Here is a 24,002-nt window from a genome sequence, read left to right on the forward strand (position 1 = left end):
CTGGAGCGGATCAAGCCGCGCACGCTCGTCAGCCTGATCGCGGGCGCCGTGGCCGCCTACTTCCTGCTCTCGCAGATCGCCCGCACCCCGCTCTCCACGGTCAGCCAGGCCGACTGGCGGTGGGTCGCCGCGGCCGTGCTGTTCTCCGCGCTGAGCTACCTGGCGGCGGGCAGGGCGCCCATTCCAGCTTCTGCGAGGCGAGTCCGGCCAGCCCGGCGGAGCCGGAGGGCCGGGCCGGTTCGGAGGCCGAGTCGCCGCTGTCCGAACATCCGGCGGCGAGCAGCACGGTGGTCGCGGTGAGCAGGGCGGCGCGCTGTGCTGCGGAGATCGGCATAGAGCCATCGTGGGCCGTGCGCAGGGCCCCCGCGCGGGCGAGTGGGCCACGCGGGTGGCACGCCCGCCGCGGTGTCCGCGGGCACGTACGGCCCCCGGACGGACAGGACCTAGAGGTCGCCCCGCTTGGTCAGCCAGTTGAAGCAGAGCCAGCCCGGCAGGACCGGGAGCCACAGCGTCAGGAGGCGGAAGAGCAGCACCGCCGGGGTGGCCACCTCCAGCGGGAGGCCGACCGCGACGAGGCCGCCGATCAGCGCGCCCTCGACCGCGCCGACGCCGCCCGGGGTCGGCGCCGCCGAGCCCAGCGCGTTGCCCGCGAGGAAGACGACGGCCACGCTCGCGTAGCTGAGGCCTTCGCTGTCGTGCCCGAACGCGCGGATCGAGGCGTCGAGGCAGAGCACGAAGACGCCGGTCAGCAGGAGCATGCCGCCGATGCCGGTGACCAGCTTCATCGGCCGCTGGAGCACGTCCAGCATGCGCGGCACCACGCCGGCGAACAGCGAGCGCACCCGGGTGGAGACGAACTTCCGCATGAACGGGATCGCGGTCACCACGAGGACCAGCACCGCCACGGTCAGCAGACCGGCGATGACCGTCCTCGACGGGGTGAAGGACGGCGACTTCTCGGTACCCGTCAGGTAGCCGAACAGCAGCAGCAGCAGGATGTGCGAGCCGAGGCCGAACAGCTGGGAGGCGCCGACGCTCGCCACCGCCAGCCCGGGCCGGACGCCCGAGCGCTGGAGGAAGCGGGTGTTCAGCGCGACGCCGCCGACCGCCGCCGGGGCGACGATCTTCACGAACGACCCGGCCACCTGTGCGGCCACGGTCCGCCAGAAGCCGACGCGCTCCGGCACGAAGCCGAGCAGGCTCATCGCCGCCGCCAGGTAGCTCAGCGCGGAGAACAGCACGGCCGCGGCGACCCACCGCCAGTCGGCCTGGCTGACCGTGGAGAGCGGGGTGCGGGCGATCTGCGAGAGCAGGAAGTAGGCGGCCACGGCGCCCGCGATCAGGCTGACGAGCGTGCGCGGCTTGATCCGCTCCAGGCGGACCGGTTCCACCGGCGCCTGCGGGCGGATCAGCAGGACCTGCTGGCGGATCTGGGCCAGCAGGTCCTCCTCGCGCGCCTCGTCGCGTGCCTCGTCCAGGGCCCGCTTCTCGGCCTGCTTCTCCGCCTTCTCGATCTTCCGGTCGGACTTGCGGTCCGCCTTGGTGTCGGTCGGGTGGCCGGCGGCCTCGGCCCGGGCCTGCTTCGCGGCCTCCGAGGCTTCGAGGACGGCCTCGCGCTCCCGCTGCGAGCGCTCGCGTGCCTGCCTGCGCAGCGTCGCCCGGGTCGAGCGGCTCAGCGCGATCGGCTGGAGGAGCGGGAGACAGTCGGCGATCGGGTCCGGACCGAGGATCTCCACGGCCGCCGCGACCACCCGCTCGGCGCCCACCCGCAGGCCGAGGGTGGTCAGGAGCTGGGCGATGTCCATCCTCAGCACCAGATCGCCGGCGGCGATCTCGCCGCCGCGCAGATCGGTCAGGATCACGTTGCCGGAACGATCCACCATGATCGCGTCGCCCGCGAGCCTGCGGTGCGCGATGCGGCGCGACTGGAGCGCCCGTACCTGACGCCAGGCGCTGCGCACCAGGTCGTCGGTGATCTCCGTGTCGTCCAGCGAGTCCAGGGTGCGGCCGCCCAGGTGCTCGTAGACGAGCATCACGGCGTCCGGGCCGAGCTCGGAGGTGGCGATCAGCTTCGGGGCGTTGGCGCCGGCGGCGATCGCCGCGTACGCGAGCAGTGCCTCCTGTTCGAGCGCCTGGCGCAGGGAGACGATCGAGCGGCGGGTGGTGATGGCGCGCAGGGTGAGCCGGCGCCACGCGCGGTAGAAGAAGCCGTGCGCCTGCTGCTCCCGGTCGACGACGGTGACGTCGAGGGGTGGTCCGTCCTCCAGCGTGACGATGTACCGGCGTCCGCGGTCACCGCTGTCGGCCGAGTCCGGCACGCCTTCCGCCCGCAGGGCGGAGACCGGGCGGAAGCCCACCCTGCGCAGACCGGCGAGGAGGGTCTGGCCGGTGGGCCGGACGTTGGGGGAGCCGACCGCGTACAGCGTCCCGTACGCGACGGTCCAGCCGATCAGCACGGTCAGGATGATCGAGAACGCGGTGGTGTAGCCGGCCACCAGCATCGTGAACGCGTCGAGCAGCAGCACCATCCACAGGATCACCCGCCAGCGGGGTCTGCGGGCCATGCCGACGGCCGTCATGTAGGCGATGACGGGGGCGAGGTAGTTGTGCACGGGGTCGGTGAGCCCGCCCCCGGACTGCGGCTGGGTCAGGGCGTCCTGGATGGTGCCGGGGGCGGCCTTGGCGACCCACAGGTCGGTGGCGAGGGTCACGCCGTGGGCGAGGACGGCGGCGAGGACGCCGTCGGCGATCCGCAGGCCGTCCCGTTTGATCAGGCGCTCGATGGCGAAGGCGACGGGTACGAGCAGCACGGCGATGCTGGAGACCAGGCCGGCGATCTTGACGAAGACGTCGGGGGCGCCGCCGGCGCCCTTGTTGATGTCCTGCTCCAGGCCGGAGGTGGTCCCGTGGGCGAAGGCGGCGATCCCGATGACGACCGCGATCGCGAGGAGGCCTACCAGGAGCCGCATCAGGTCGGAGGGCCGGTGGACGCGGGCGGCGAGCAGCGGCTCGTCACCGGACACCCGCTCGGGTTCGGGTGTGCCGGGCACGCCGGAGTCAGCCTCCTCCCCAGGAGGCCGAGCGTCGTGCCCCATCGCCATGTCCGTCTCTGCCTGTGCCACTCGCGCCGCTTGCCTGTCTTCTCTGTCTAGTCCGTCTTGGTGCTCTTGTCGCTCTTGATCTCGTATCACCAGTCACCGCCCGGACGATGGTGGCACGAAGCGGCGCCTCGCGGAGGCATCAGGGTGTTGTCGGTGGGGTGAGGCAGGATGGGGCGGATGAGCGTCGAGGAGCTTCCGGAGTACGCGGAACGGGTCCTGGAGGTCGCCGAGCTGATCCCGCCGGGCCGGGTGATGACCTACGGCGACGTGGCCGAATGGCTGGGTGAGGGCGGTCCACGCCAGGTCGGCCGGGTGATGGCCCTGTACGGCGGGGCGGTTCCGTGGTGGCGCGTGGTGCGCGCCGACGGGACCCTGCTGCCGGGCCACGAGCTGAGCGCCCTCGGCCACTACCGCGAGGAGGACACCCCCCTCCGCGAGGCGGGACGCAGCGCCGAGGGGCACATGCCGAGGCTCGACATGCGCCTCGCACGGTGGGATGGCGGAGCTCACATCTGACAGCTTCGGCCATGGGAGGACCGGGCGGGCGCTGCGCCGACCGGACGGAGTGCGCGTCGGTCGCCGCCCTCTTCCCGTAACGTCGACGTCCGTCCCGCACACCGTGCCCCGGCACCGGCACCCGCACCACACACTCCTCCAGGACCGGCGATCCACGTGAGCACCTCCTCCATCACCCGACGTACGCGACGGGGCCCCGGCGCGTACCGACTGGTGCGTACCGCGCCGGTTCCGGTGGATCCCCCTGTGCTGGACGCAGCGCAACGGGAAGTGGTTGACCACGCGGGCGGACCACTGCTCGTCCTGGCCGGCCCTGGCACCGGCAAGACGACGACGCTGGTCGAGGCGGTGGCGGCGCGGATCGAGAAGGGGGCGGACCCCGAGCGGATCCTCGTCCTCACCTTCAGCCGCAAGGCGGCCGTGGAACTGCGCGACCGGATGGCCGCGCGCCTCGGCGGCGTCCGCCCGCCGCAGGCGACGACCTTCCACTCGTACTGCTACGCCCTGATCCGCGCGCACCAGGACGCCGAGCTGTTCGCCGAGCCCCTGCGGCTGCTCTCCGGACCCGAGCAGGACCTGGCCGTCCGGGAGCTCCTCGCCGGCCAGATCGACCTGGAGCGCTCGGGTCTCGGCCGGGTCCGGTGGCCCGACGAACTGCGGGCCTGCCTGACCACGCGCGGCTTCGCCGACGAGGTGCGCGCCGTGCTGGCCCGCTCGCGCGAGCTCGGCCTCGGTCCGCGGGCGCTGGCCGACTTCGCCCAGCGGGTGGGCCGCCCGGACTGGAAGGCGGCGGCCGGGTTCCTGGCCGAGTACCTGGACGTCCTGGACCTCCAGGGCGTGCTCGACTACACGGAGCTGGTGCACCGCGCGGTGCTGCTCTCCGAGAGCGTGACGCTGCCCGCGTACGACGCGGTGTTCGTCGACGAGTACCAGGACACCGACCCGGCGCAGGTACGCCTGCTGCGCGCGCTCGCCGGCGGCGGCGGACGCACGGTGGTCGCGTTCGGCGACCCCGACCAGTCGATCTACGCGTTCCGGGGCGCGGACGTCAACGGCATCCTCGACTTCCCCGACGCCTTCCCGCACGGCGACGGCCGCCCGGCCGACGTCCGGGTCCTGACGGCCTCCCGCCGCTCCGGCGCCGGTCTGCTGGAGGCCACCCGGCGGCTCACCCAGCGCATGCCGCTGCCGCGCCTGCCCGCCGACAAGGTGCGCGCCCACCGCGAGCTCGCGCCCCTGCGGGGCGGCGGCTCGGTGGAGACGTACACCTACCCCACGGCCTCCACCGAACTCGACAACATCGCCGACCTGCTGCGCCGCGCCCACCTGGAGGACGGCGTGCCCTGGCACGCCATGGCCGTCCTGGTCCGCTCCGGCACGCCGATCCCGGTGCTGCGCCGGGCCCTCACCTCCGCGGGCGTCCCCCTCGAGACGGACTCCGCCGACACCCCGCTCCGGCACGAGCCGGCGGTGGCGCCGCTCCTGCTGGCCCTGCGGGCGGCGGCGACGCCGTCCGACGACAGGGAGCCGGGGGCGGGGGAGCCGGCGGACGGCGCGGACGGCACGGACGGTGCGGGCGGCGTGGACAGCGCGGAGGGCGCGGGCGGTACGTACGACGCGGGCGGCGCGGGCGGCGCGGGCGGTGCGGGCGGCGTGGACAGCGCGGAGGGCGCGGGCCGCACGGTCGGTGCGGAGGGCTCGGTGGAGCCGGGCACGTCGGCCGGCGTGCCCGCGGACGACGCCGAGGGGTCCGCCGGCTGGCTCGACACCGAGACCGCCCTCGCCCTGCTCGCCTCGCCCCTCGCCGGGATGGACCCCGCCGACCTGCGCCGCCTCGGGCGCGCCCTGCGGGACGAGGAGCGGGCCGGCGGGAACAAGGTGCCGCCCGCCTCCGACGTCCTGCTCACCCGGGCCCTCGCCGAGCCCGAGCGGCTCGTCGCCCACGACCAGTCCTTCGCCCGCGGCGCCCGCCGGCTCGGCGAGCTGCTCCGCCGCACCCGCGCCCGGCTCGCCGCCGGCGGCACCGCCGAGGAAGCGCTCTGGCTGCTCTGGGACGGCACCCCCTGGCCCGGCCGCCTGGAGCGCGCGGCCCTGCGCGGCGGCGCCGCCGGCCGCAACGCGGACCGTGACCTCGACGCGGTCTGCGCCCTCTTCGAGAGCGCCGCCCGCGCCGAGGACCGGGTCGGCGGCCGGGGCGTCCTCAACTTCCTCGAGGAGCTCGACGCCCAGGACATCGCCGCCGACACCCTCTCCAAGCGCCAGGCCGCCCCCGACGCCGTCCGCCTCATGACCGCCCACCGATCCAAGGGCCTCGAATGGAGCCTGGTCGTGGTCTGCGGTGTCCAGGAGGGCCTGTGGCCCGACCTGCGCCGGCGCGGTTCGCTCCTCGAAGCCGACCGCATCGGCCGCGACGGCCTCGCCGAACCCCTCACCCCCGGCGCCCTCCTCGCCGAGGAGCGCCGCCTCTTCTACGTCGCCGCCACCCGCGCCCGCGACCGCCTCGTCGTCACCGCCGTCAAGGCCCCGGCCGACGACGGCGACCAGCCCTCCCGCTTCCTGACCGAACTCGGCGCCGAGCCCAGGGACGTCACCGGCCGTCCCCGCCGTCCCCTCGCCGTGGCCGCGCTCGTCGCCGAACTCCGGGCGACCACCGTCGACCCGGCGGCCTCGGACGCGCTGCGCGAGGCCGCCGCCCGGCGCCTCGCCCGGCTCGCCGCGCTCACCGACGACGAGGGCCAGCCGCTCGTCCCCGCCGCCCACCCGGACCGCTGGTGGGGTCTGTACGAGCCCACCCACAGCAAGGTGCCCCTCCGCGACCGCGACCGCCCCGTCGCCCTCTCCGGCTCGGCCCTCGACCAGCTCGCCAACACCTGCGCCCTGCAGTGGTTCCTGGGCCGCGAGGTCAAGGCCGACACCCCCGCCACCGCCGCCCAGGGCTTCGGCAACGTCGTCCACGTGCTGGCCGACGAGGTCGCCTCCGGCCGGACCCCGGCCGACCTCGACGTGCTCATGGCCCGCCTGGACTCCGTCTGGGACGCCCTCGCCTTCGACGCCCCCTGGAAGTCCTCGCAGGAGAAGGAGCACGCGCGCGTGGCGCTCGAACGCTTCCTGCGCTGGCACGTCACGGACCGCGGCGGGCGGACGCCCGCCGCGACCGAGCACGACTTCGACGTGACCCTCGAAGCCGGCGCGTACGAGGTCCGCATCCGCGGCTCCATGGACCGCGTCGAGGCCGACGAGCACGGCCGCGCCTACGTCGTCGACTTCAAGACCGGCAAGTCCGCGCCCACCAGGGACGAGGTGGCCCACCATCCCCAGCTGGCGGTCTACCAGCTGGCGGTGCGCGAGGGCGCCCTGGACGAGGCCTTCGACGGCCACCGCCCCGAGCCGGGAGGCGCCGAGCTCGTCCAGCTGCGCCAGCCCGCGCCCAAGAAGGAAGGCGGGGAGGCGCTCCCCAAGGTCCAGGCGCAGGAGCCGCTCGCGGGGGAGTGGGTCGGCGACCTGCTGGCCACCGCGGCGGGCCGGGTCCTGGACGAGCGCTTCACCCCCAGCACCGGCCAGCACTGCGCCCAGTGCACCTTCCGGGCCTCGTGCAGCGCGCAGCCGGAGGGCCGCCACATCGTGGAGTGACCTGGCGTCGCCGCAGCCGGTGAGTCGCCGGTCTCCGGGGCGCGCCCGGCGGGCCCGTGCGAACCCGGGAGGCCGGTCCGTGCGGTCGCGGGAGCACCCGCCCGGGGTCACCCTGGTGGTCGGGGGCAGGCGCGAGGAGGCCCGCATGGCCACCCATCGAAAGCTCCGGATCGCGACGGCGCTCTGCACGGCCGTACTGGCCGGCGCGGGCCCGGCGGGCTGGGCCGCGGCGGCCTCCCCGGCCGGTCCGGCGCCCGCCTTCGCGCCGGCCGCCGCCCCCGCCGTGGGGTTCGCGGATCTCGCCCCCAGCCCCTCGCCCGATCCCTTCCGGGGCCTGACCGCCGACCAGATCGCCGACCGGGCCGTCACCGCCACCCAGTCCGCGACCTCGCTGCGGATGACCGGACGCGTCGTGACCGACGGGCAGCCGCTGGACGTCGACTTCGCCGTCAACGACCACAAGCAGTGCACCGGCAAGCTCCGGATCGGCGGCGGCGGCGCCGAGCTCCGGCAGATCGACGGCGTCACGTACATGAAGGGGGACGAGAAGTTCTGGCGTGCCTCCATGACCTCCCAGGGGCTCCCCGAGCCCCAGATCGACGCCACCATCGAGCTCCTCAAGGGCCGCTGGCTGAAGATCACCCCCGGGCAGGCGGGCAGCGGCGACCTGGGCGGCGTCTGCGACCTCAAGGCCCTGCTCGCGGACCTGGACAAGGACGAGGCCGACCGCCGCGGGCTGACCCGGGGGCCGGACGCCGAGGTGGCCGGCACACCCGTCGCCACCCTCGTGAAGCAGGAGCCCACGGGCGGGACGACCACGGTGTCCGTCTCGCAGGAGGGCAAGCCCCGCATCCTCAAGATCGTCAAGACCGGCGGAGAGGAGCCCGGGACGATGGTCCTGTCCGCCTACGACAAGCCCGTGAAGGTCGTGGTGCCCCCGGAGGACGAGACGGTCGACCTCACCAAGCTGGACCCCGGTACGAGCGTCTGACCACGCGGGGCGCGACCGCCGGTTTCCCGGCGGCGGACGCGCGACGGGCGGCGCCGCTCCGCCGTCGGGCGGTCGGAGCTGTCGGTGGTCCCCGTTAGCCTCTTTGGGGTGACCGCACGCATCACCGACCCCGAGCAGCTCAAGGAGCTCCTCGGCATCCCGTTCACCCCGGAGCAGACGGCCTGCATCATCGCGCCGCCCGCCCCGCAGGTCATCGTGGCCGGAGCCGGCTCCGGCAAGACGACGGTGATGGCCGCCCGGGTGGTCTGGCTGGTCGGCACCGGCCAGGTCGCCCCCGAGCAGGTCCTCGGCCTGACCTTCACCAACAAGGCCGCGGGCGAGCTCGCGGAACGCGTCCGCACCGCGCTCGTCCGGGCCGGTGTCACCGACCCGGACGTCATCGACCCCGACAACCCGCCGGGCGAGCCCCGCATCTCCACGTACCACGCCTTCGCCGGGCAGCTGCTGACCGACCACGGCCTGCGCATCGGTCTGGAGCCCACCTCACGCCTGCTGGCCGACGCCACCCGCTACCAGCTCGCCGCACGCGTCCTGCGCGAGGCGCCCGGCCCGTACCCCGCGCTGACCCGGTCCTTCCCGAACCTCGTCAGCGACCTGCTGGCGCTCGACGCCGAACTCGCCGAGCACCTCGTCCGCCCCGCCGACCTGGCGGCCCACGACACCGAGCTGCTCGCCGTGCTGGCCGGCGCCAAACTCACCAACGCCGACCTGCGCAAGGTGCCCGAGACCGCCTCCGGGCGCCGCGAGCTGCTCGACCTCGTCGTCCGCTACCGCGCGGCCAAACGCACCCGCGACCTCCTCGACTTCGGCGACCAGATCGCCCTGTCCGCCGAGCTCGCCACCACCCGGCCCGAGGTCGGCGCGATCCTGCGGGACGAGTTCCGGGTCGTGCTCCTCGACGAGTACCAGGACACCTCGGTCGCCCAGCGGCTGCTGCTCTCCGGCCTGTTCGGCCAGGGCACCGGCCACGCCGTGACCGCGGTCGGCGACCCCTGCCAGGCGATCTACGGCTGGCGGGGCGCCTCCGTCGCCAACCTCGACGACTTCCCCGACCACTTCCCGTACCGGGACGGCAGCCCCGCCACCCGGTACGCCCTCTCGGAGAACCGGCGCAGCGGCGGCCGGCTTCTCGACCTCGCCAACGGGCTCGCCGCGCCCCTGCGGGCCATGCACGAGGGGGTGGAGGCCCTGCGCCCCGCGCCGGGCGCGGAGCGCGACGGCACGGTCCGCATCGCCCTGCTCCCCACCCACGCCGAGGAGATCGACTGGCTCGCCGACTCCCTCGCCCACCTCGTCCGCACCGGCAAGGAGCCCGGCGAGATCGCCGTGCTGTGCCGTACGGCCACCGACTTCCCGGCGATCCAGGCCGCCCTCGTCGCCCGGGACGTGCCGGTCGAGGTCGTCGGGCTCTCCGGACTCCTGCACCTGCCCGAGGTGGCCGACCTGGTCGCCGTCTCCGAGGTCCTCCAGGACCCCGGCGCCAACGCCTCCCTGGTACGGCTCCTGACCGGCCCCCGCTGGCGCATCGGCCCCCGCGACCTGGCCCTCCTCGGCCGCCGCGCCCGCCTCCTCGTGCACCGCGAGCGGGGCATCGACGGGGCGGACGCCGACGAGCGGCTCGCGGCGGCGGTCGAGGGCGTCGATCCGGCCGAGGTCGTCTCGCTCGCCGACGCGCTCGACACCTTCCTGGACTCCGGCGGGGAGGACGACGGCCTGCCGTTCTCCGCCGACGCCCGGGTCCGCTTCGCCCGCCTGGCCACGGAACTGCGCGCGCTGCGTTCCTCGCTGGCCGACCCGCTGATGGACGTCCTGCACCGGGTGCTCGCGGCCACCGGCCTGGAGGTCGAGCTCTCCGCCTCGCCGCACGCCCTGGCCGCCCGCCGCCGCGAGACGCTGTCCCACTTCCTCGACATCGCGGCCGGTTTCGCGTCCCTGGACGGCGAGGCGACCCTGCTGGCGTTCCTCGGCTTCCTGCGCACCGCCGCGCAGTACGAGAAGGGCCTCGACAACGCCCTCCCGGGCGGCGAGAACACGGTCAAGGTCCTGACCGCGCACAAGTCCAAGGGCCTGGAGTGGGACGTGGTCGCGGTACCGGGCCTGGTCGCCTCCCAGTTCCCCAGCACCCGGGCCCGCGAGGCGTGGACCTCGCAGCCACAGGTGCTGCCGCACGCACTGCGCGGCGACGCCCCGACGCTGCCGGCGGTCGACGGCTGGGACGCCAAGGCCCTCGCGTCGTTCAAGGACGCCATGCGGGAGCACCAGCACACCGAGGAGCTCCGCCTCGGGTACGTGACCTTCACCCGCCCCCGCTCCCTGCTGCTCGGCTCCGCCCACTGGTGGGGCCCGGCGCAGAAGAAGCCCCGCGGACCCTCCGCGTTCCTCGGGGCGCTGTACGACCACTGCGCGGCCGGCTTCGGCGAGATCGAGGCATGGGCGGACGAACCGGAGAAGGACGCCGAGAACCCCGCCCTCAGCGGGCGCCGCCCCGACGAGGCGTGGCCGCTCCCGCTGGACCCCGACGGCATGCGGCTCCGCCGCAGGGCCGCGGAGCAGGTCCTGGCGGCCCTGCGGGCGGACGCGTCGCTCACGGACGAGCCGGACACCGGTGCCGCCGGGACCTTCCCCGCCGCGGCCGACGCCGTCGACGACGCTCCCTGGCCCGAGGAGGAGCCCTGGCCGCAGGACGAGCCCTGGCCGGGCGAGGAGCCGTGGAGCGACGAGGAGGCGTGGCCGGACGGGGCGTGGCCCGACACCGCGGTCGAGTCGGGTGAGGGCCCCGCGGCGGCCGCACCGGCCGACGCCTCCGCCGGACCGCCGTCCGGCGACCCCGGCCGACACGGGAGCCGGGTGCCGGCGCCCCGGGACCCGGCGCGCGACCCCCACGGCACCGAGGCGGAGGAGACCCGCGGCCTGACCCCCGAGGAGGCCCGCACCCTCGCGTCCTGGGACCGCGACCTGGGCTCCCTCACCACCGAACTCCGCCGGGCCCGCGCCACCACCCGCGACGTCGTCCTGCCCGCCTACCTCTCGGCCTCCCAGGTCCTGCGCCTCGCGGCCGACCCCGACGGCTTCGCCCAGGACCTGGCCCGGCCCATGCCCCGTCCGCCGCAGCCCGCCGCCCGGCGCGGCACCCGGTTCCACGCCTGGGTCGAGTCCCGCTTCGAGGAGCTGCCGCTGCCCATGCTGGGCCCCGACGAGCTCCCCGGCGGCGAGGACTTCGCCGGCGAACCCGAGATCGCCGACGAGCGCGACCTCGACGCCCTCAAGGACGCGTTCGCGCTCACCCCCTACGCCCACCGCACCCCGTACCGCGTCGAGGTCCCCGTCCACCTGTCCCTCGCCGGCCGTGTCGTCCGCGGCCGGATCGACGCGGTCTACCGGGACCCGGAGACCGGCGCGTACGAGATCGTCGACTGGAAGACCAGTCACCTGCGCACCGCCGACCCGCTCCAGCTCGCCCTCTACCGCCTCGCCTGGGCCGAGCAGCACGGCCTGTCCGCCGACGAGGTCGCCGCCTGTTTCGTCTACGTACGGACCGGGGACGTCGTACGCCCGGCCCGTCTCCCGGACCGCGCCGAGCTGGAGGAGATCCTCCTCGGAACGGCGCCCGAGGAGCCCCCGGACGACGCCCGCTGACCCGGTCTGCCCGACAGGACACCCCCGGAGCCCGGGACGGGCCGGCCCCGGACGGAGCCCCGTCCGAGGCCGGATAGGCTCAGGAGCATGAGCGACACCCCGGACAGCGCCGTCCAGACCGCCCGCGTGCAGGCGGTCCGCACGTACATCGAGCAGCACCGCGCCGCCTTCCTCGACGACCTCGCCGCGTGGCTGCGCATCCCGTCCGTGTCGGCGCAGCCCGACCACGCCGGGGACGTGCGGCGCAGCGCCGAGTGGCTCGCCGCCGCACTCACCGCGACCGGATTCGAGACGGTCGAGGTCTGGGAGACCGACGGCCTGCCCGCCGTCTTCGCCGAATGGCCCTCCGGGGACGCCGACGCCCCGACCGTCCTGGTCTACGGCCACCACGACGTCCAGCCCGCCGCCCGCGAGGACGGCTGGCACACCGACCCGTTCGAGCCGCACGTCACCGACGGCCGGATGTACGCGCGGGGTGCCGCCGACGACAAGGGCCAGGTGTTCTTCCACACCCTCGGCGTCCGCGCCCACCTCGCCGCGACCGGCCGCACCGCCCCCGCCGTCAACCTCAAGCTGATCGTCGAGGGCGAGGAGGAGTCCGGCTCCCCGCACTTCCGCGCGCTCGTCGAGGCCCACGCCGACCGGCTCGCCGCCGACGCCGTGATCGTCTCCGACACCGGCATGTGGTCCGAGGACACCCCGACCGTCTGCACCGGCATGCGCGGCGTCGCGGACTGCGAGATCGAGCTGTACGGGCCCGACCAGGACATCCACTCGGGATCCTTCGGCGGAGCCGTGCCCAACCCGGCCACCGTCGCCGGCCGGATCGTCGCGGCCCTGCACGACGAGGACGAGCACGTCGCCATCCCGGGCTTCTACGACGGCGTCACCGAGCTGTCCGAGACCGAGCGGGCCCTCGTCGCCGAGCTGCCGTTCGACGAGGCCGCCTGGCTGCGCACCGCGAAGTCCCACGGCACCCTCGGCGAGGCGGGCTACTCCACCCTGGAGCGCGTCTGGGCCCGGCCCACGGCCGAGGTCAACGGCATCGGCGGCGGCTACCAGGGCCCCGGCGGCAAGACGATCGTCCCCGCCTCCGCCCAGCTCAAGCTGTCCTTCCGGCTGGTCGCCGGACAGGATCCGGAGAAGATCGAGCTCGCGGTCCGCGACTGGCTCGGCGCCCTGGTCCCCGCGGGCATCCGGTACGAGATCGCCTTCGGAGCCCCGACCCGGCCCTGCCTGACCCCGCTCGACCACCCGGCGCTGCGGTCGGTCGCCCGGGCCATGAGCACCGCCTTCGACGGCGCCACGGTCCGGTACACCCGCGAGGGCGGGTCGGGCCCCGCCGCGGACCTCCAGGACGTCCTGGACGCCCCGGTCCTGTTCCTCGGCATCTCGGTGCCGTCCGACGGCTGGCACGCCCCGAACGAGAAGGTCGAGCTCGACCTGCTCATGAAGGGCGTCGAGACCACCGCGCACCTGTGGGGCGACCTGCCCGCCGCCCTGGCGGCGGCCGTCCCGCAGCGCTGAACGCCGCACCCATCACCGAACCGGGGGAGTTGGAAGCACCTGTGAGCACCAAGAACGACGAGACCGCGGACCGGCCGATCGGGCTCACCGCCCCGAGCGGCATCGACCGCGCGGCCCACCACCGCCTCGACGAGGCATGGCTGGCGGCGGCCTGGAGCCACCCCACCACGCGCGTCTTCGTGGTCTCCGGCGGACAGGTGCTGATCGACGACACCCCCGACGGCCGGACCGAACTCGTCATGACCCCGGCCTTCGAGGCCCCGGTCACCGAGACCCACCGCTACTTCCTGGGCACCGACGCCGAAGGCGTCTCCTACTTCGCCCTGCAGAAGGACGCGCTGCCCGGCCGCATGGACCAGTCGGCCCGCCCGGCCGGGCTGCGCGAGGCCGGGCTCCTGCTGTCGCCCCGCGACGCCGGGCTCATGGTGCACGCCGTCGCGCTGGAGAACTGGCAGCGGCTCCACCGCTTCTGCTCCCGCTGCGGCGAGCGCACCGTCATCGCCGCCGCCGGCCACATCCGCCGCTGCCAGGCCTGCGGCGCCGAGCACTACCCGCGCACCGACCCCGCCGTGATCATGCTCGTCACCGACGAGCAGGACCGCGCCCTCCTCGGCCGCCAGGTGCACTGGCCCGAGGGCCGCTTCTCCACCCTCGCGGGCTTCGTCGAGCCCGGCGAGTCGATCGAGCAGTCGGTGGCACGCGAGGTCTTCGAGGAGGCGGGCGTCACGGTCGGCGAGGTCGAGTACGTGGCCAGCCAGCCCTGGCCCTTCCCGTCCAGCCTGATGCTCGGTTTCATGGCCCGCGCCACCTCCTCGGAGATCCACGTGGACGGCGAGGAGATCCACGAGGCCCGCTGGTTCTCCCGCGAGGAGCTGGCCGCCGCCTTCGAGTCGGGCGAGGTGCTGCCGCCGTACGGCATCTCGATCGCCTCCCGGCTGATCGAGCTCTGGTACGGCCGGCCGCTGCCCAAGCCGGGCGACGTCGTCTGACGACCTCGCCCGCCGGCCGAAAAGAGCCCCTGTCCGGACCACCGGACAGGGGCTCTTCCCGTACGCGCCGCTCAGAGGCGCCACAGCTGCTCAGAGGCGCCACAGCTGCTCAGAGGCGTGCGCTCAGACGCCGACCTTCTGCTTGACCTGGGCGAGCGAGGGGTTCGTCAGCGTCGTGCCGTCGGCGAAGAGCACGGTCGGCACGGTCTGGTTGCCCCCGTTGGCCTTCTCGACGAACGCGGCGGAGTCGGGGTCCTGCTCGATGTTGATCTCCGTGTACGCGATGCCCTCGCGGTCCATCTGGCTCTTCAGCCGACGGCAGTAGCCGCACCACGTGGTGCTGTACATCGTCACAGTGCCCTGCATGGCCTGGCGCTCCTCTGTTCGCTGGTGGGTGCCGAAGGAGTGAACGTACGCCCCGGCCCCGCCATTCCCGCATTCGTACGACCGGAGACCGGGGCCTGTGGACAAGCCGCCGCATCCACCCCCCGGAACCTGGCAGCATGGCGGGGTGACAGCAGCAACGCACTCCACTCTCTTCCCGCAGGWCCCCGACTCGGCCGACGCGGTGCTCGACGGGCTCGACCCCGAGCAGCGTGAGGTGGCGCTCGCCCTGCACGGCCCGGTGTGCGTGCTGGCGGGAGCCGGCACGGGCAAGACGCGGGCCATCACGCACCGCATCGCCTACGGAGTGCGGGCCGGGATCCTCCAGCCCGCCAGCGTGCTGGCCGTCACCTTCACCAACCGTGCCGCCGGCGAGATGCGAGGGCGGCTGCGGGAGCTCGGCGCGGGCGGCGTCCAGGCCCGGACCTTCCACTCCGCGGCCCTGCGTCAGCTCCAGTACTTCTGGCCGAAAGTCGTCGGTGGCGATCTTCCCCGGCTCCTGGAGCGCAAGATCCAGCTCGTGGCCGAGGCCGCCGCGCGCTGCCGCATCCGGCTCGACCGCAACGAGCTTCGGGACGTCACCAGCGAGATCGAGTGGGCCAAGGTCACCCAGACCGTTCCCGCCGACTACCCCGCGAGCGTCGCCAAGTCCGTCCGCGACGCCCCTCGCGACCCCGCGGAGATCAGCCAGATCTACGCGATGTACGAGCAGCTCAAGCGGGACCGCTCGGTGATCGACTTCGAGGATGTGCTGCTTCTCACGGTCGGCATCCTGCAGGACCGCCACGACATCGCCGACCAGATCCGCCGGCAGTACCAGCACTTCGTGGTGGACGAGTACCAGGACGTCTCCCCGCTCCAGCAGCGGATGCTCGACCTCTGGCTCGGCGACCGGGACAACCTCTGCGTCGTCGGCGACGCCAGCCAGACGATCTACTCCTTCACCGGAGCCACCCCGGACCACCTGCTGAACTTCCGCACCCGGCACCCGAACGCCACGGTCGTGAAGCTGGTGCGGGACTACCGTTCCACGCCCCAGGTCGTCCACCTCGCGAACGGGCTGCTCAGCCAGGCCCGCGGCCGGGCCGCCGAGCACCGTCTCGAGCTGATCTCCCAGCGCGACCCCGGCCCCGACCCGGCCTACACCGAGTACGCCGACGAGCCCGCCGAGGCCGAGGGCACCGCCCGCCGCATCCGTGATCTGATCGCCGCCGGCGTCCCGGCCGGCGAGATCGCCGTGCTCTACCGCGTGAACGCCCAGTCCGAGGTCTACGAGCAGGCCCTCTCGGACGCCGGGGTGCCCTACCAGCTCCGCGGCGCCGAACGCTTCTTCGAGCGCCAGGAGGTGCGCGAGGCCGGGGTCGCCCTGCGCGGCGCGGCCCGCGCCGGCGGCAACGACCCGCTGCTCGACGACGCCGAGGACCTGCCCGCACAGGTCCGCGCCGTGCTCTCCACGAAGGGCTGGACCACCGAGCCGCCCGCCGGCTCCGGCGCCGTCCGCGACCGCTGGGAGTCGCTCGCCGCGCTGGTCCGTCTCGCGCAGGACTTCGCCCGCGCCAAGCCGGGGGCCACCCTCTCCGACCTCGTCGCCGAACTGGACGAGCGGGCCGCGGCCCAGCACGCGCCCACCGTCCAGGGCGTGACGCTGGCCTCCCTGCACGCCGCCAAGGGTCTGGAGTGGGACGCCGTCTTCCTGGTCGGTCTCACCGAGGGCATGATGCCGATCACCTACGCCAAGACCGACGAGCAGGTCGAGGAGGAGCGCCGGCTGCTCTACGTCGGGGTGACCCGGGCCCGGCTCCACCTCTCGCTGTCGTGGGCGCTCTCCCGCTCGCCGGGCGGCCGTGCCTCCCGGCGCCCGACCCGCTTCCTCAAGGGGCTTCGACCCGGCTCCGGCGCCCTGGGCGCCGCGGGTGCCGGGGGAGGCGGCTCCGTCGAGCGCGGCGCCGGCGGCCGGCGCAAGCGCCGAGGTCCCGTGCTCTGCCGGGTCTGCGGCTCCACGCTCACCGAGGCCGGCGAGATGAAGCTGATGCGCTGCGAGGACTGCCCCTCGGACATGGACGAGGCGCTGTACGAGCGGCTGCGCGAGTGGCGCTCGGACCAGGCGAAGGAGCTGGGGCAGCCGGCCTACTGCGTCTTCACCGACAAGACGCTGATGGCGATCGCCGAGTGCGTGCCGTCGACCGACGGCGAGCTCGCCGGGATCTCCGGCGTCGGCGCGCGCAAGCTGGACCGGTTCGGGGCCGATGTCCTGGCCATCTGCGCAGGCGAGGAGCCTGGAGGAGAGGACGAGACCACCTGAGGAAAACTCGTCGGAAAAATAGTTTGCGCCCGCCCCGTCAAGCCCCATAGGTTCTTAACCACGGACACGGCGGCTTCTTCGAAGCCCTGTCTTCGTGCTGTACTTATCCGAATACATGAGGGCCCGGTTCACAGCCGAGCCCTCCGAGACGCCGAGAGGAGGCGATTCCAGTGATCAGCTACACCGACAGCAACAGCAGCATCCGCTTCGTCGGCATCAACAAAATGACCGATCGCTCGGTCGTCTCCGCCTGCTCGCTCGGCGTCTCCGCCTCGGCGTTCATCGGCAGCGGTCTTGTCGGCACCGGTATCTCCGGTACCGCCATGCCCGGCTACGCGTCCCTGCGTCCGGCGGCCGTTCTGACGGGTCTTCCCGTCATGGAGCGCGATGAGCGACCGACCAAGGCACTGGAAGCAGGAGTAGCAGCAGGCAAGGCCTCGGCCCATGCCTTTGCGGCGACCGGTGCCGGAACCGAGCAGCAGACGACGAAGCACTACACGATGTGGGCCATCCGTGGGCTCGAACCCTGGAGTGATCCAGTCTGATCTTCGATCAGGCCGGCGCCTTCAGGGCCGCGGAACCCCACCCGGGATCCGCGGCCCTTCTGTTTGTCCCCGAACGGGGATGACGGACCGAAGGGGCCTCGGGACAAGCAACACCCGGTACCAGCCGAAACCCCGGCCAACAGGCCGGAACAACCAGACGAGGAACGACCACCGTGCAACTCGAAGCGCACGCCCCGTCCGTACCGCCTTCCGAAACGATCCCCCCGCCCGGCCTCACGGAGGACTCCACCTTGACCCCCCTCACGACGCTCACCGCGCTCGACGACGCCATCGAGAACCTCGGCGTACCCGTCCCCTGCCGCTCGTACGACCCGGAGGTCTTCTTCGCCGAGTCCCCGGCGGACGTCGAGTACGCCAAGTCCCTCTGCCGTACCTGCCCGCTGATGGCCGCGTGCCTCGCCGGTGCCCAGGAGCGGCGTGAGCCGTGGGGTGTCTGGGGTGGCGAGCTGTTCGTCCAGGGTGTCGTCGTCGCCCGCAAGCGGCCGCGTGGTCGCCCGCGCAAGAACCCGGTCGCGGCATGAACGTCACCGGAACCATCGACCGACCCCTCACGCACGATCCCCAGAAGCTGGCCCCGATGACCTCCTCCACCAGCGAGCCCTCCGGCTCCGCGACCCCAGACGTGTACATCACCGGCGCGAACGCCTCGCGTCAGAACAGGACCCGTGAAATGCAACTCATCCCAGAAGCCCTGGCTCGTGCCCATATGCACGACCGCATGCGCGAAGCCGACGCGGAACGCCAGGCCGCGCGCCTGGTCGCCGCCCGACGGATGCAGCGGCGTGCCGAGCGCGTGTCCCTGCGCGCCCGCCGCGCGCTGGCCATGGCCGTCATGCACTGAGTGCCCCAGGGCACAGGTTCCACTCGATGAACCCTCGCGGGGGCCGGTCCGAACGGACCGGCCCCCGCGGTGCGTTGTCCTGCGACCGGACCCGGGCCGGGCTATCGTCACAGGGGTGAACGACGCCCGCCCCGAACAGCAGCCCATCGTCTGTGCCCGCTGCGGCAAGACCGCCGAGGAACTCCCGGTGACCTGGACCTGTTCCGTGGAGAACGGCAGCCGCCACTACATCTGCGACACCTGCGCCCGCGAGAACATCCGCTCCATCGAGGGTCGTCTCGACTCCGACTGGTGGTGACCGGCCGGCCGGCTCACTCCGCCGCGACGAAGCCGGGCAGCCACTCCTCCAGCTCGTCGCGCAGTCGCACCGTCGCGTTCAGCTGGCAGAGCACCCCGATCGTGCTGAGCGTCACACGGTGGATCAGCAGGTACGAGGGCGGCAGGTTGAGCTGCTTGCCCAACTGGTGCGCCGGGGAGCGCGGATCGGCGATGCGCGCGGCCTGGGTCCGGATCCAGCCGCGGGTGAAGCCGAACTCGTCCGCCTCGGCCGGTTCGATGATCGGCAGGAGGTACTCCAGCACCGCGTCCGGATCGAGGTCGATGGACTTCTTGACGAACCCCTCCTCGCACAGCAGCGCGTAGACCCCGTCGGCGTCGCCCTCCAGCGTCATCCGCAGACAGGTGCCGATGGTCTCGGGCAGCCCGCCCGGCAGCCGGTCCACCGTGCCGAAGTCCAGCACTCCGAGCCGCCAGCCCTCCGGGTCCCGCGACTCGCCCGTGCCGGGCAGCAGCCGGAAGTTGCCGGGGTGCGGATCCGCGTGCAGCAGCCCCGTACGCGCCGGCCCGGAGAAGAGGAACCGCGCGAGGAGCTGACCGGCCCTGTCCCGCTGCTCCTCGGTACCGTCCGCGATCACCTCCGAGAGCGGGATCCCGTCGATCCACTCGGTGACCAGTACCTGCTCCGACTGGTGCACCACCCCGGGCACCACGACGTCGGGGTCGTCCGCGAACTCCTCCGCGTGCTCCCGCTGGGCCCGGGCCTCCAGCGCGTAGTCCAGTTCCTCGGAGACCCGGTCGCGCATCTCGGTGATCAGCGGCTTGATGTCCATACCGGGGATCAGCGGACCGAGCAGCCGCGCGAACCGGCTCAGCTGCGCCAGGTCGGACAGCAGCGCCTCACCCGCCCCCGGGTACTGCACCTTGACCGCGACCTCGCGGCCGTCGTGCCACACCGCCCGGTGCACCTGCCCGATCGAGGCCGCCGCCGCGGGCTTGTCCTCGAACTCCAGGAAGAGCTCCCGCCACCCGGCGCCGAGCCGCTCCTCCAGGACGCCGTGGACCGTGCGGGTCGGCATCGGCGGCGCCGCCTCCTGGAGCTTGGTGAGCGCCGCCCGGTACGGGCCGGCCACCTCCTCCGGCAGCGCGGACTCGAAGACGGACAGCGCCTGCCCGAACTTCATCGCCCCGCCCTTCAGCTCCCCCAGGACCTTGAACAGCTGCTCGGCCGTGCGCTGTTGCAGCTCGCGGGCGACGATCTCGGCGGACTTCCCTCCGATCCGCTTGCCCAGGCCCCAGGTGGCCCGGCCGGCGAAGCCCAGGGGCAACGCGGCCAATTTGGCGGTCCGAGTGACCGCCTTCCGGGGAAGATCAGACATGCGCCCCTCCAGTTCCCAGACTGCCGTGCCGCGCAGGGCCGTTGCCCCACGCTGCCGTGCCGCGCAGGGCCGTTACCCCGCCATTGTGTCCTGCGGGGTGGTGGCCCCCGTGGCATGCTCCCCCTCTTCGTGACGTACCGCACCGCACGGACACGCCGGGTGCGGTCTCAACCGCTCCGTCCGCCACTCCAGCAGCGGGAGCGACGTCTCCCACCGCGTCCCCGTGCTCGCGGGCAGCCCCCCGTCAAGGAAGGCCAGCGCGTGGGCCGCCGCGAGCCCCGCCACCGCCGTGGCGAGAGCCAGGTCGCAGGCGGGCAGGGGAGGGGGCGGTCCCGAGCGCCACTGGGCCAGCATCCTCGGCCAGTACGGCTCCCGGTCGGTCCGCTCCTCCTGCACGCAGCCGGCGCAGGCGGTCGCGCCGGGCAGCACCAGTGGTCCGACGACGCCCGTGGCCTCCAGGACGCCCGCGTACAGATGGGGTGTGCCGGTCTCCAGCCATCCGTGGGCCGGCAGCGGATCGGGGACGTACGCCCCGAGCCCGTCTCTCGGTGTCACCACGACGAGTGAGATCCCGGGCTCGCCCCCGCTCTCACCCGGACCGGCCCGCGGGGCGCGCGGCAGCCGCCCGCCGGGAGCGGCCCGGCCCACCAGCCGGTGCGCGGCCACCGCCCTGCGCTCACCGACCGCTTCGGCCGGCAGCCCGCCCGGTGACACCTCCCACGGCTCCACGACGCCGGAGTCCAGCACGTCCACCCGGCCCACGCCCGACGCCGAGAGCAGCGCCGCCACCGCGGCGCCGACCCGTCCGGCGCCCCTGACCTGGACCCGCAGGGCGCGCCGGGCGGCCAGCCGCCGCGGCGCGCCGTCCGCTTCCGGATGGACCACGGAGAGGGAGGCCAGGTCGGCGCGCAGCGGGTCGAGCCGAGGGTCCCCGGGCCCCGGCGCGCCGGCCTTCCCGGGCCGCTGCGCCGAGGCGTCCGCGATCAGCCCGGCGGCGGCCAGCCGGCCGAGCAGTCCTTCCAGCCGGCCGTCGGGCAGCCCCAGCGCACGGGCCTCCGCGCGCAGCAGCTCCATGCCGCGCGTGCCGTCGAGCAACGCGATCAGGCCGCCGGTGGCCGTGTCGACCGGACCCACCACCACCGCGTGGGCCGGAGTGGCGCCGAACTGGACGAGCCGTAGATTTCGCCAGGCGCGCCGCAGCGCGGGTTTCACCATCGGATGCATTTCCACCCCCGTGGATTCCCGATGTCGATCTTCTTCCGTCCCGGGTCCTCTTCCCGAGCCGTCGTCAGATTGCCCGGACCGCGCGCCCGCTGCCGAAAGTTGTCCACAGCACCGGTGTTCTCATCATTCGAATGCGGCACGGTGTGGGATCGCGGCACAACCGCCCGGAGGCGGGACTTCCCGTACCGGCTACGGGTAACGTCGGGGCCGTGCCCGCCGATCCACAGCGCAGCGTGACGAGAAAGCCGCCCCGCCCCGCGGCGACGAGTGCGGTCGAGGTCCGCAGGAGCGCCCGACGGAACAGAACCGTCTCCGCCTACCGCGAGGGCGACCGGACCATCGTGCTCATCCCGGCCCGGATGTCCGAGGCCGAGGAGCAACGCTGGGTGACGGTCATGCTGGACAAACTCGCCGCCCAGGAGAGCCGCCGCGTCCTCGGTGACACCGAGCTGAACGCCCGCGCGCAGCGGCTGTCGGAGCAGTACCTGAGCGGCCGCGCGCGCCCGGCGTCGGTGCGCTGGGTGACGAACCAGAACACCCGCTGGGGCTCGTGCACCCCCTCGGAAGGCAGCATCCGGCTGTCCCACCGGCTCCAGGGGATGCCCGAGTACGTCGTCGACTACGTCCTCGTCCACGAGCTGGCGCACCTCCTGGTGCCGGGTCACGGGCCCCGGTTCTGGCGGCTCCTGGAGGCGTATCCCCGGACGGAAAGGGCGCGCGGCTATCTGGAGGGCGTGGTCGCGGCGGACCGTCTGCCCCACCTGCCGGCGGCCCGCGAGGCGTGACCCGCCGCCCGTCCCGTCAATCCCGCCAGTCCTGTACCGAATGTGTACCGGCTTGCCTCAATGTCGCATCCAGCCGTTAGCCTGGCGCGACGCATTCACATTCGGGATGGGGGACGGTCGTTACGCATGGCCAGGGAATTCCAACGCGGCCACAAGGCCAAGATCAGTGATCTGACACCGGGAACGGATCTGTACGTGGGTGTGCAGATCGCGGCCCCCGGGCTGACGTTCGACATCAGCTGCTTCGGCCTCGACGCGAACGAGCAGCTCTCGGACGACCGGTACTTCATCTTCTTCAACCAGCCGAAGTCGCCGGAGGAGTCCATCCAGCTCCTGGGCGCGCAGTCCGGTGACACGGAGTCCTTCCGCGTCACGCTCGACCGCGTCCCGGCGAACATCCACAAGCTGTCCTTCACCGCCACCGTCGACGGCGCCGGCCAGATGTCGCAGATCGGCCCGGGCTACATCCGGATCGTCGCCGGCGGCGAGGAGGTCGTCCGGTACGCCTTCACCGGCTCGGAGTTCTCCACCGAGCGCGCGGTGATGCTCGGCGACTTCTACCTCAAGGACGTGTGGCGCTTCGCCGCCGTCGGCCAGGGCTTCGACGGCGGCCTCGACGCGCTGCTGAAGAACTTCGGCGGAGAGGTCGCGGAGGAGCAGCCCGAGGCCCAGGCCCCGCAGGCCCAGGGCGCCCCCGGCTTCGCACCGCCCCCGCAGGCCACCGCGCCGCCGGCCTTCGGCGCGCCGGTCGCGGTCTCCTTGTACGGCTGGAGCGCGGCGGCGAGTCCGGGCCACCGCGCCGCCGGCCTTCGGCGCGCCCGCCGCGCCCCAGGCGCCTCAGCCCGCCCCGTCGTTCGGCGCCCCGCCCGCCGCGCCGGCACCGGCCCAGCCGATGCACACGGCGCCCACGATGGCGGCGCCCCTGGCCCCGCCGGCCGCGCCCTACGGCCAGCCCCCGCAGGCGCCCCAGCAGCCGCAGTACGGCCAGGTCCCGGGCCAGGCGCAGCCGCCGGCCGCGCCCGCGCCCTACGGCCAGCCGGCCCCGGCCCCGTACGGTCAGCCCGCGCCCTACGGTCAGCCGCCGTACGGGCAGCAGCCCCCCGGCATGCCCGGCCAGCCGGGTGTTCCGCAGGGAGTGCCCCAGGGCGTCCCGGCCGGCGGTGCCGGACTCGCCGCCGCGCTCCAGCCGTACAAGGAGACCGCGACCGGCGCGCGCTGGGCACCGCAGAACCAGCAGCTCATGCGGGTCGACCTGAGCATGGGCGGCGTCCCCGTCCTCGCCCGGCAGGGCAGCATGGTGATGTACCAGGGCAAGGTGGACTTCAGCCACAAGGGTGCCGGTTTCGCCGGCCGGATCGTCGGCAACGCCACCGGCCAGGAGATGCAGCTCATGCGCTGTACCGGCCGCGGGCAGGTCTTCCTCGCCGAGGAGGGCGCCCACCTGCACCCGATCGAGCTGCAGGGCGACGGCATCTGCGTCTCCGCCGAGAACGTCCTCGCCTTCGACGAGACGCTGCAGTACGAGGTCCGGCGGATCGAGGGTCACGGCATCCCCGGCGGCGCCCTGTTCACCATGCAGTTCCAGGGCACCGGCACCGTCGTCGTCAAGACGCACGGCGTTCCGGTCGTCCTGCCCGTCACGCCGACGACCTTCGCCGACTGCAACGCCGTCGTCGCCTGGTCGTCCGCGTCCCAGGTGATCCTCTCCAGCCAGGTCCGGCTGCGCCGCAACGCGTACCCCGGACACAGCGGGGAGACGGTGAACCTCCAGTTCCGGGGAGCCCCCGGCAACTTCATCGTCGTCCAGCCGTACGAGGTCTGAGGGAGCCCGAAC

At 73.8% G+C, this 24,002-nt stretch carries 17 protein-coding genes and 1 pseudogene; 14 read left to right on the forward strand and 4 right to left on the reverse strand.

Translation table 11 applies throughout. From position 1 onward, the window contains the following. Nucleotides 1-300 (forward strand): hypothetical protein (locus tag EAO71_RS38305; RefSeq protein WP_222723605.1); only part of this gene is annotated, 300 nt, incomplete at its 5' end. 143 nt (nucleotides 301-443) lie between these two features. Here the strand turns inward: EAO71_RS38305 and EAO71_RS31055 are convergent. After that, nucleotides 444-3,095: a lysylphosphatidylglycerol synthase domain-containing protein gene (locus tag EAO71_RS31055; protein ID WP_399758268.1), complete on the reverse strand. Its 2,652-nt coding sequence runs from the start codon at nucleotides 3,093-3,095 to the stop codon at nucleotides 444-446. A gap of 174 nt (nucleotides 3,096-3,269) precedes the next feature. Here EAO71_RS31055 and EAO71_RS31060 point away from each other — a divergent pair, with 174 nt between their 5' ends. The 6 genes from EAO71_RS31060 (at nucleotide 3,270) to nudC (ending at nucleotide 14,411) form a co-directional block, all read left to right on the forward strand. Further along, nucleotides 3,270-3,617, forward strand: coding sequence for an MGMT family protein (locus EAO71_RS31060; RefSeq protein ID WP_147981109.1), 348 nt, complete (start codon nucleotides 3,270-3,272; stop codon nucleotides 3,615-3,617). 156 nt (nucleotides 3,618-3,773) lie between these two features. Then, nucleotides 3,774-7,247: an ATP-dependent helicase gene (locus tag EAO71_RS31065; protein WP_147981110.1), complete on the forward strand. Its 3,474-nt coding sequence runs from the start codon at nucleotides 3,774-3,776 to the stop codon at nucleotides 7,245-7,247. A gap of 145 nt (nucleotides 7,248-7,392) precedes the next feature. Further along, nucleotides 7,393-8,238: a hypothetical protein gene (locus EAO71_RS31070; RefSeq protein ID WP_147981111.1), complete on the forward strand. Its 846-nt coding sequence runs from the start codon at nucleotides 7,393-7,395 to the stop codon at nucleotides 8,236-8,238. A gap of 108 nt (nucleotides 8,239-8,346) precedes the next feature. After that, entirely contained in the window at nucleotides 8,347-11,895 is a 3,549-nt protein-coding gene (locus EAO71_RS31075) for an ATP-dependent DNA helicase (protein ID WP_147981112.1), read from the forward strand. A gap of 87 nt (nucleotides 11,896-11,982) precedes the next feature. Further along, entirely contained in the window at nucleotides 11,983-13,422 is a 1,440-nt protein-coding gene (locus EAO71_RS31080; protein WP_147981113.1) for a dipeptidase, read from the forward strand. A 41-nt stretch (nucleotides 13,423-13,463) separates the two neighbouring features. Further along, a complete protein-coding gene (nudC, locus tag EAO71_RS31085; RefSeq protein WP_147981114.1) occupies nucleotides 13,464-14,411 on the forward strand; it encodes an NAD(+) diphosphatase in 948 nt (315 codons plus the stop codon). A gap of 123 nt (nucleotides 14,412-14,534) precedes the next feature. Here the strand turns inward: nudC and EAO71_RS31090 are convergent, their stop codons facing one another. Beyond that, a complete protein-coding gene (locus tag EAO71_RS31090; protein WP_147981115.1) occupies nucleotides 14,535-14,777 on the reverse strand; it encodes a mycoredoxin in 243 nt (80 codons plus the stop codon). A 145-nt stretch (nucleotides 14,778-14,922) separates the two neighbouring features. On the opposite strand from EAO71_RS31090, the gene EAO71_RS31095 reads away from it, so the two are divergent. The 5 genes from EAO71_RS31095 to EAO71_RS31115 all read left to right on the forward strand — a co-directional run bounded on the left by EAO71_RS31095 (nucleotide 14,923) and on the right by EAO71_RS31115 (nucleotide 18,802). Then, nucleotides 14,923-17,097, forward strand: coding sequence for an ATP-dependent DNA helicase UvrD2 (locus tag EAO71_RS31095; protein WP_187282889.1), 2,175 nt, complete (start codon nucleotides 14,923-14,925; stop codon nucleotides 17,095-17,097). A gap of 170 nt (nucleotides 17,098-17,267) precedes the next feature. Continuing rightward, the gene (locus EAO71_RS31100; RefSeq protein ID WP_147981117.1) at nucleotides 17,268-17,642 is read left to right on the forward strand and encodes a hypothetical protein; all 375 of its coding nucleotides are present in this window, start codon (nucleotides 17,268-17,270) and stop codon (nucleotides 17,640-17,642) included. A gap of 173 nt (nucleotides 17,643-17,815) precedes the next feature. Further along, on the forward strand, nucleotides 17,816-18,184 hold the full coding sequence (locus tag EAO71_RS31105) for a WhiB family transcriptional regulator (protein WP_147981118.1): 369 nt from the start codon (nucleotides 17,816-17,818) through the stop codon (nucleotides 18,182-18,184). Beyond that, complete coding sequence (locus EAO71_RS31110) at nucleotides 18,181-18,504, forward strand: hypothetical protein (RefSeq protein WP_147981119.1); 324 nt, start codon at nucleotides 18,181-18,183, stop codon at nucleotides 18,502-18,504. Before EAO71_RS31105 ends, EAO71_RS31110 begins: the two co-directional genes overlap by 4 nt. Before the next feature lie 115 nt (nucleotides 18,505-18,619). Beyond that, nucleotides 18,620-18,802 (forward strand): hypothetical protein, encoded by a 183-nt coding sequence (locus tag EAO71_RS31115; RefSeq protein WP_147981120.1) that lies wholly within the window; start codon nucleotides 18,620-18,622, stop codon nucleotides 18,800-18,802. Nucleotides 18,803-18,815: 13 nt separating this feature from the next. On the opposite strand, the gene EAO71_RS31120 is transcribed toward EAO71_RS31115, so the two are convergent. Next, a complete protein-coding gene (locus tag EAO71_RS31120; RefSeq protein ID WP_147981121.1) occupies nucleotides 18,816-20,159 on the reverse strand; it encodes an ABC1 kinase family protein in 1,344 nt (447 codons plus the stop codon). Nucleotides 20,160-20,231: 72 nt separating this feature from the next. Beyond that, nucleotides 20,232-21,383, reverse strand: a complete 1,152-nt coding sequence (locus EAO71_RS31125) for a TOMM precursor leader peptide-binding protein (RefSeq protein ID WP_147981122.1) — start codon at nucleotides 21,381-21,383, stop codon at nucleotides 20,232-20,234. Nucleotides 21,384-21,592: 209 nt separating this feature from the next. Between EAO71_RS31125 and EAO71_RS31130 the strand changes: the two genes are divergently transcribed. Next, nucleotides 21,593-22,168 carry a M48 metallopeptidase family protein gene (locus EAO71_RS31130; protein WP_147981123.1) on the forward strand — a complete coding sequence of 192 codons (576 nt, stop codon included), beginning with the start codon at nucleotides 21,593-21,595 and terminating at the stop codon, nucleotides 22,166-22,168. Between the two features lie 126 nt (nucleotides 22,169-22,294). Beyond that, nucleotides 22,295-23,990: pseudogene (locus EAO71_RS31135) on the forward strand (TerD family protein). The last annotated feature ends 12 nt before the right edge of the window (nucleotides 23,991-24,002 follow it).

The sequence above is a fragment of the Streptomyces sp. MS191 genome, from assembly GCF_008042125.1.
In the GTDB taxonomy this organism is placed as follows: Bacteria; Actinomycetota; Actinomycetes; order Streptomycetales; family Streptomycetaceae; genus Streptomyces.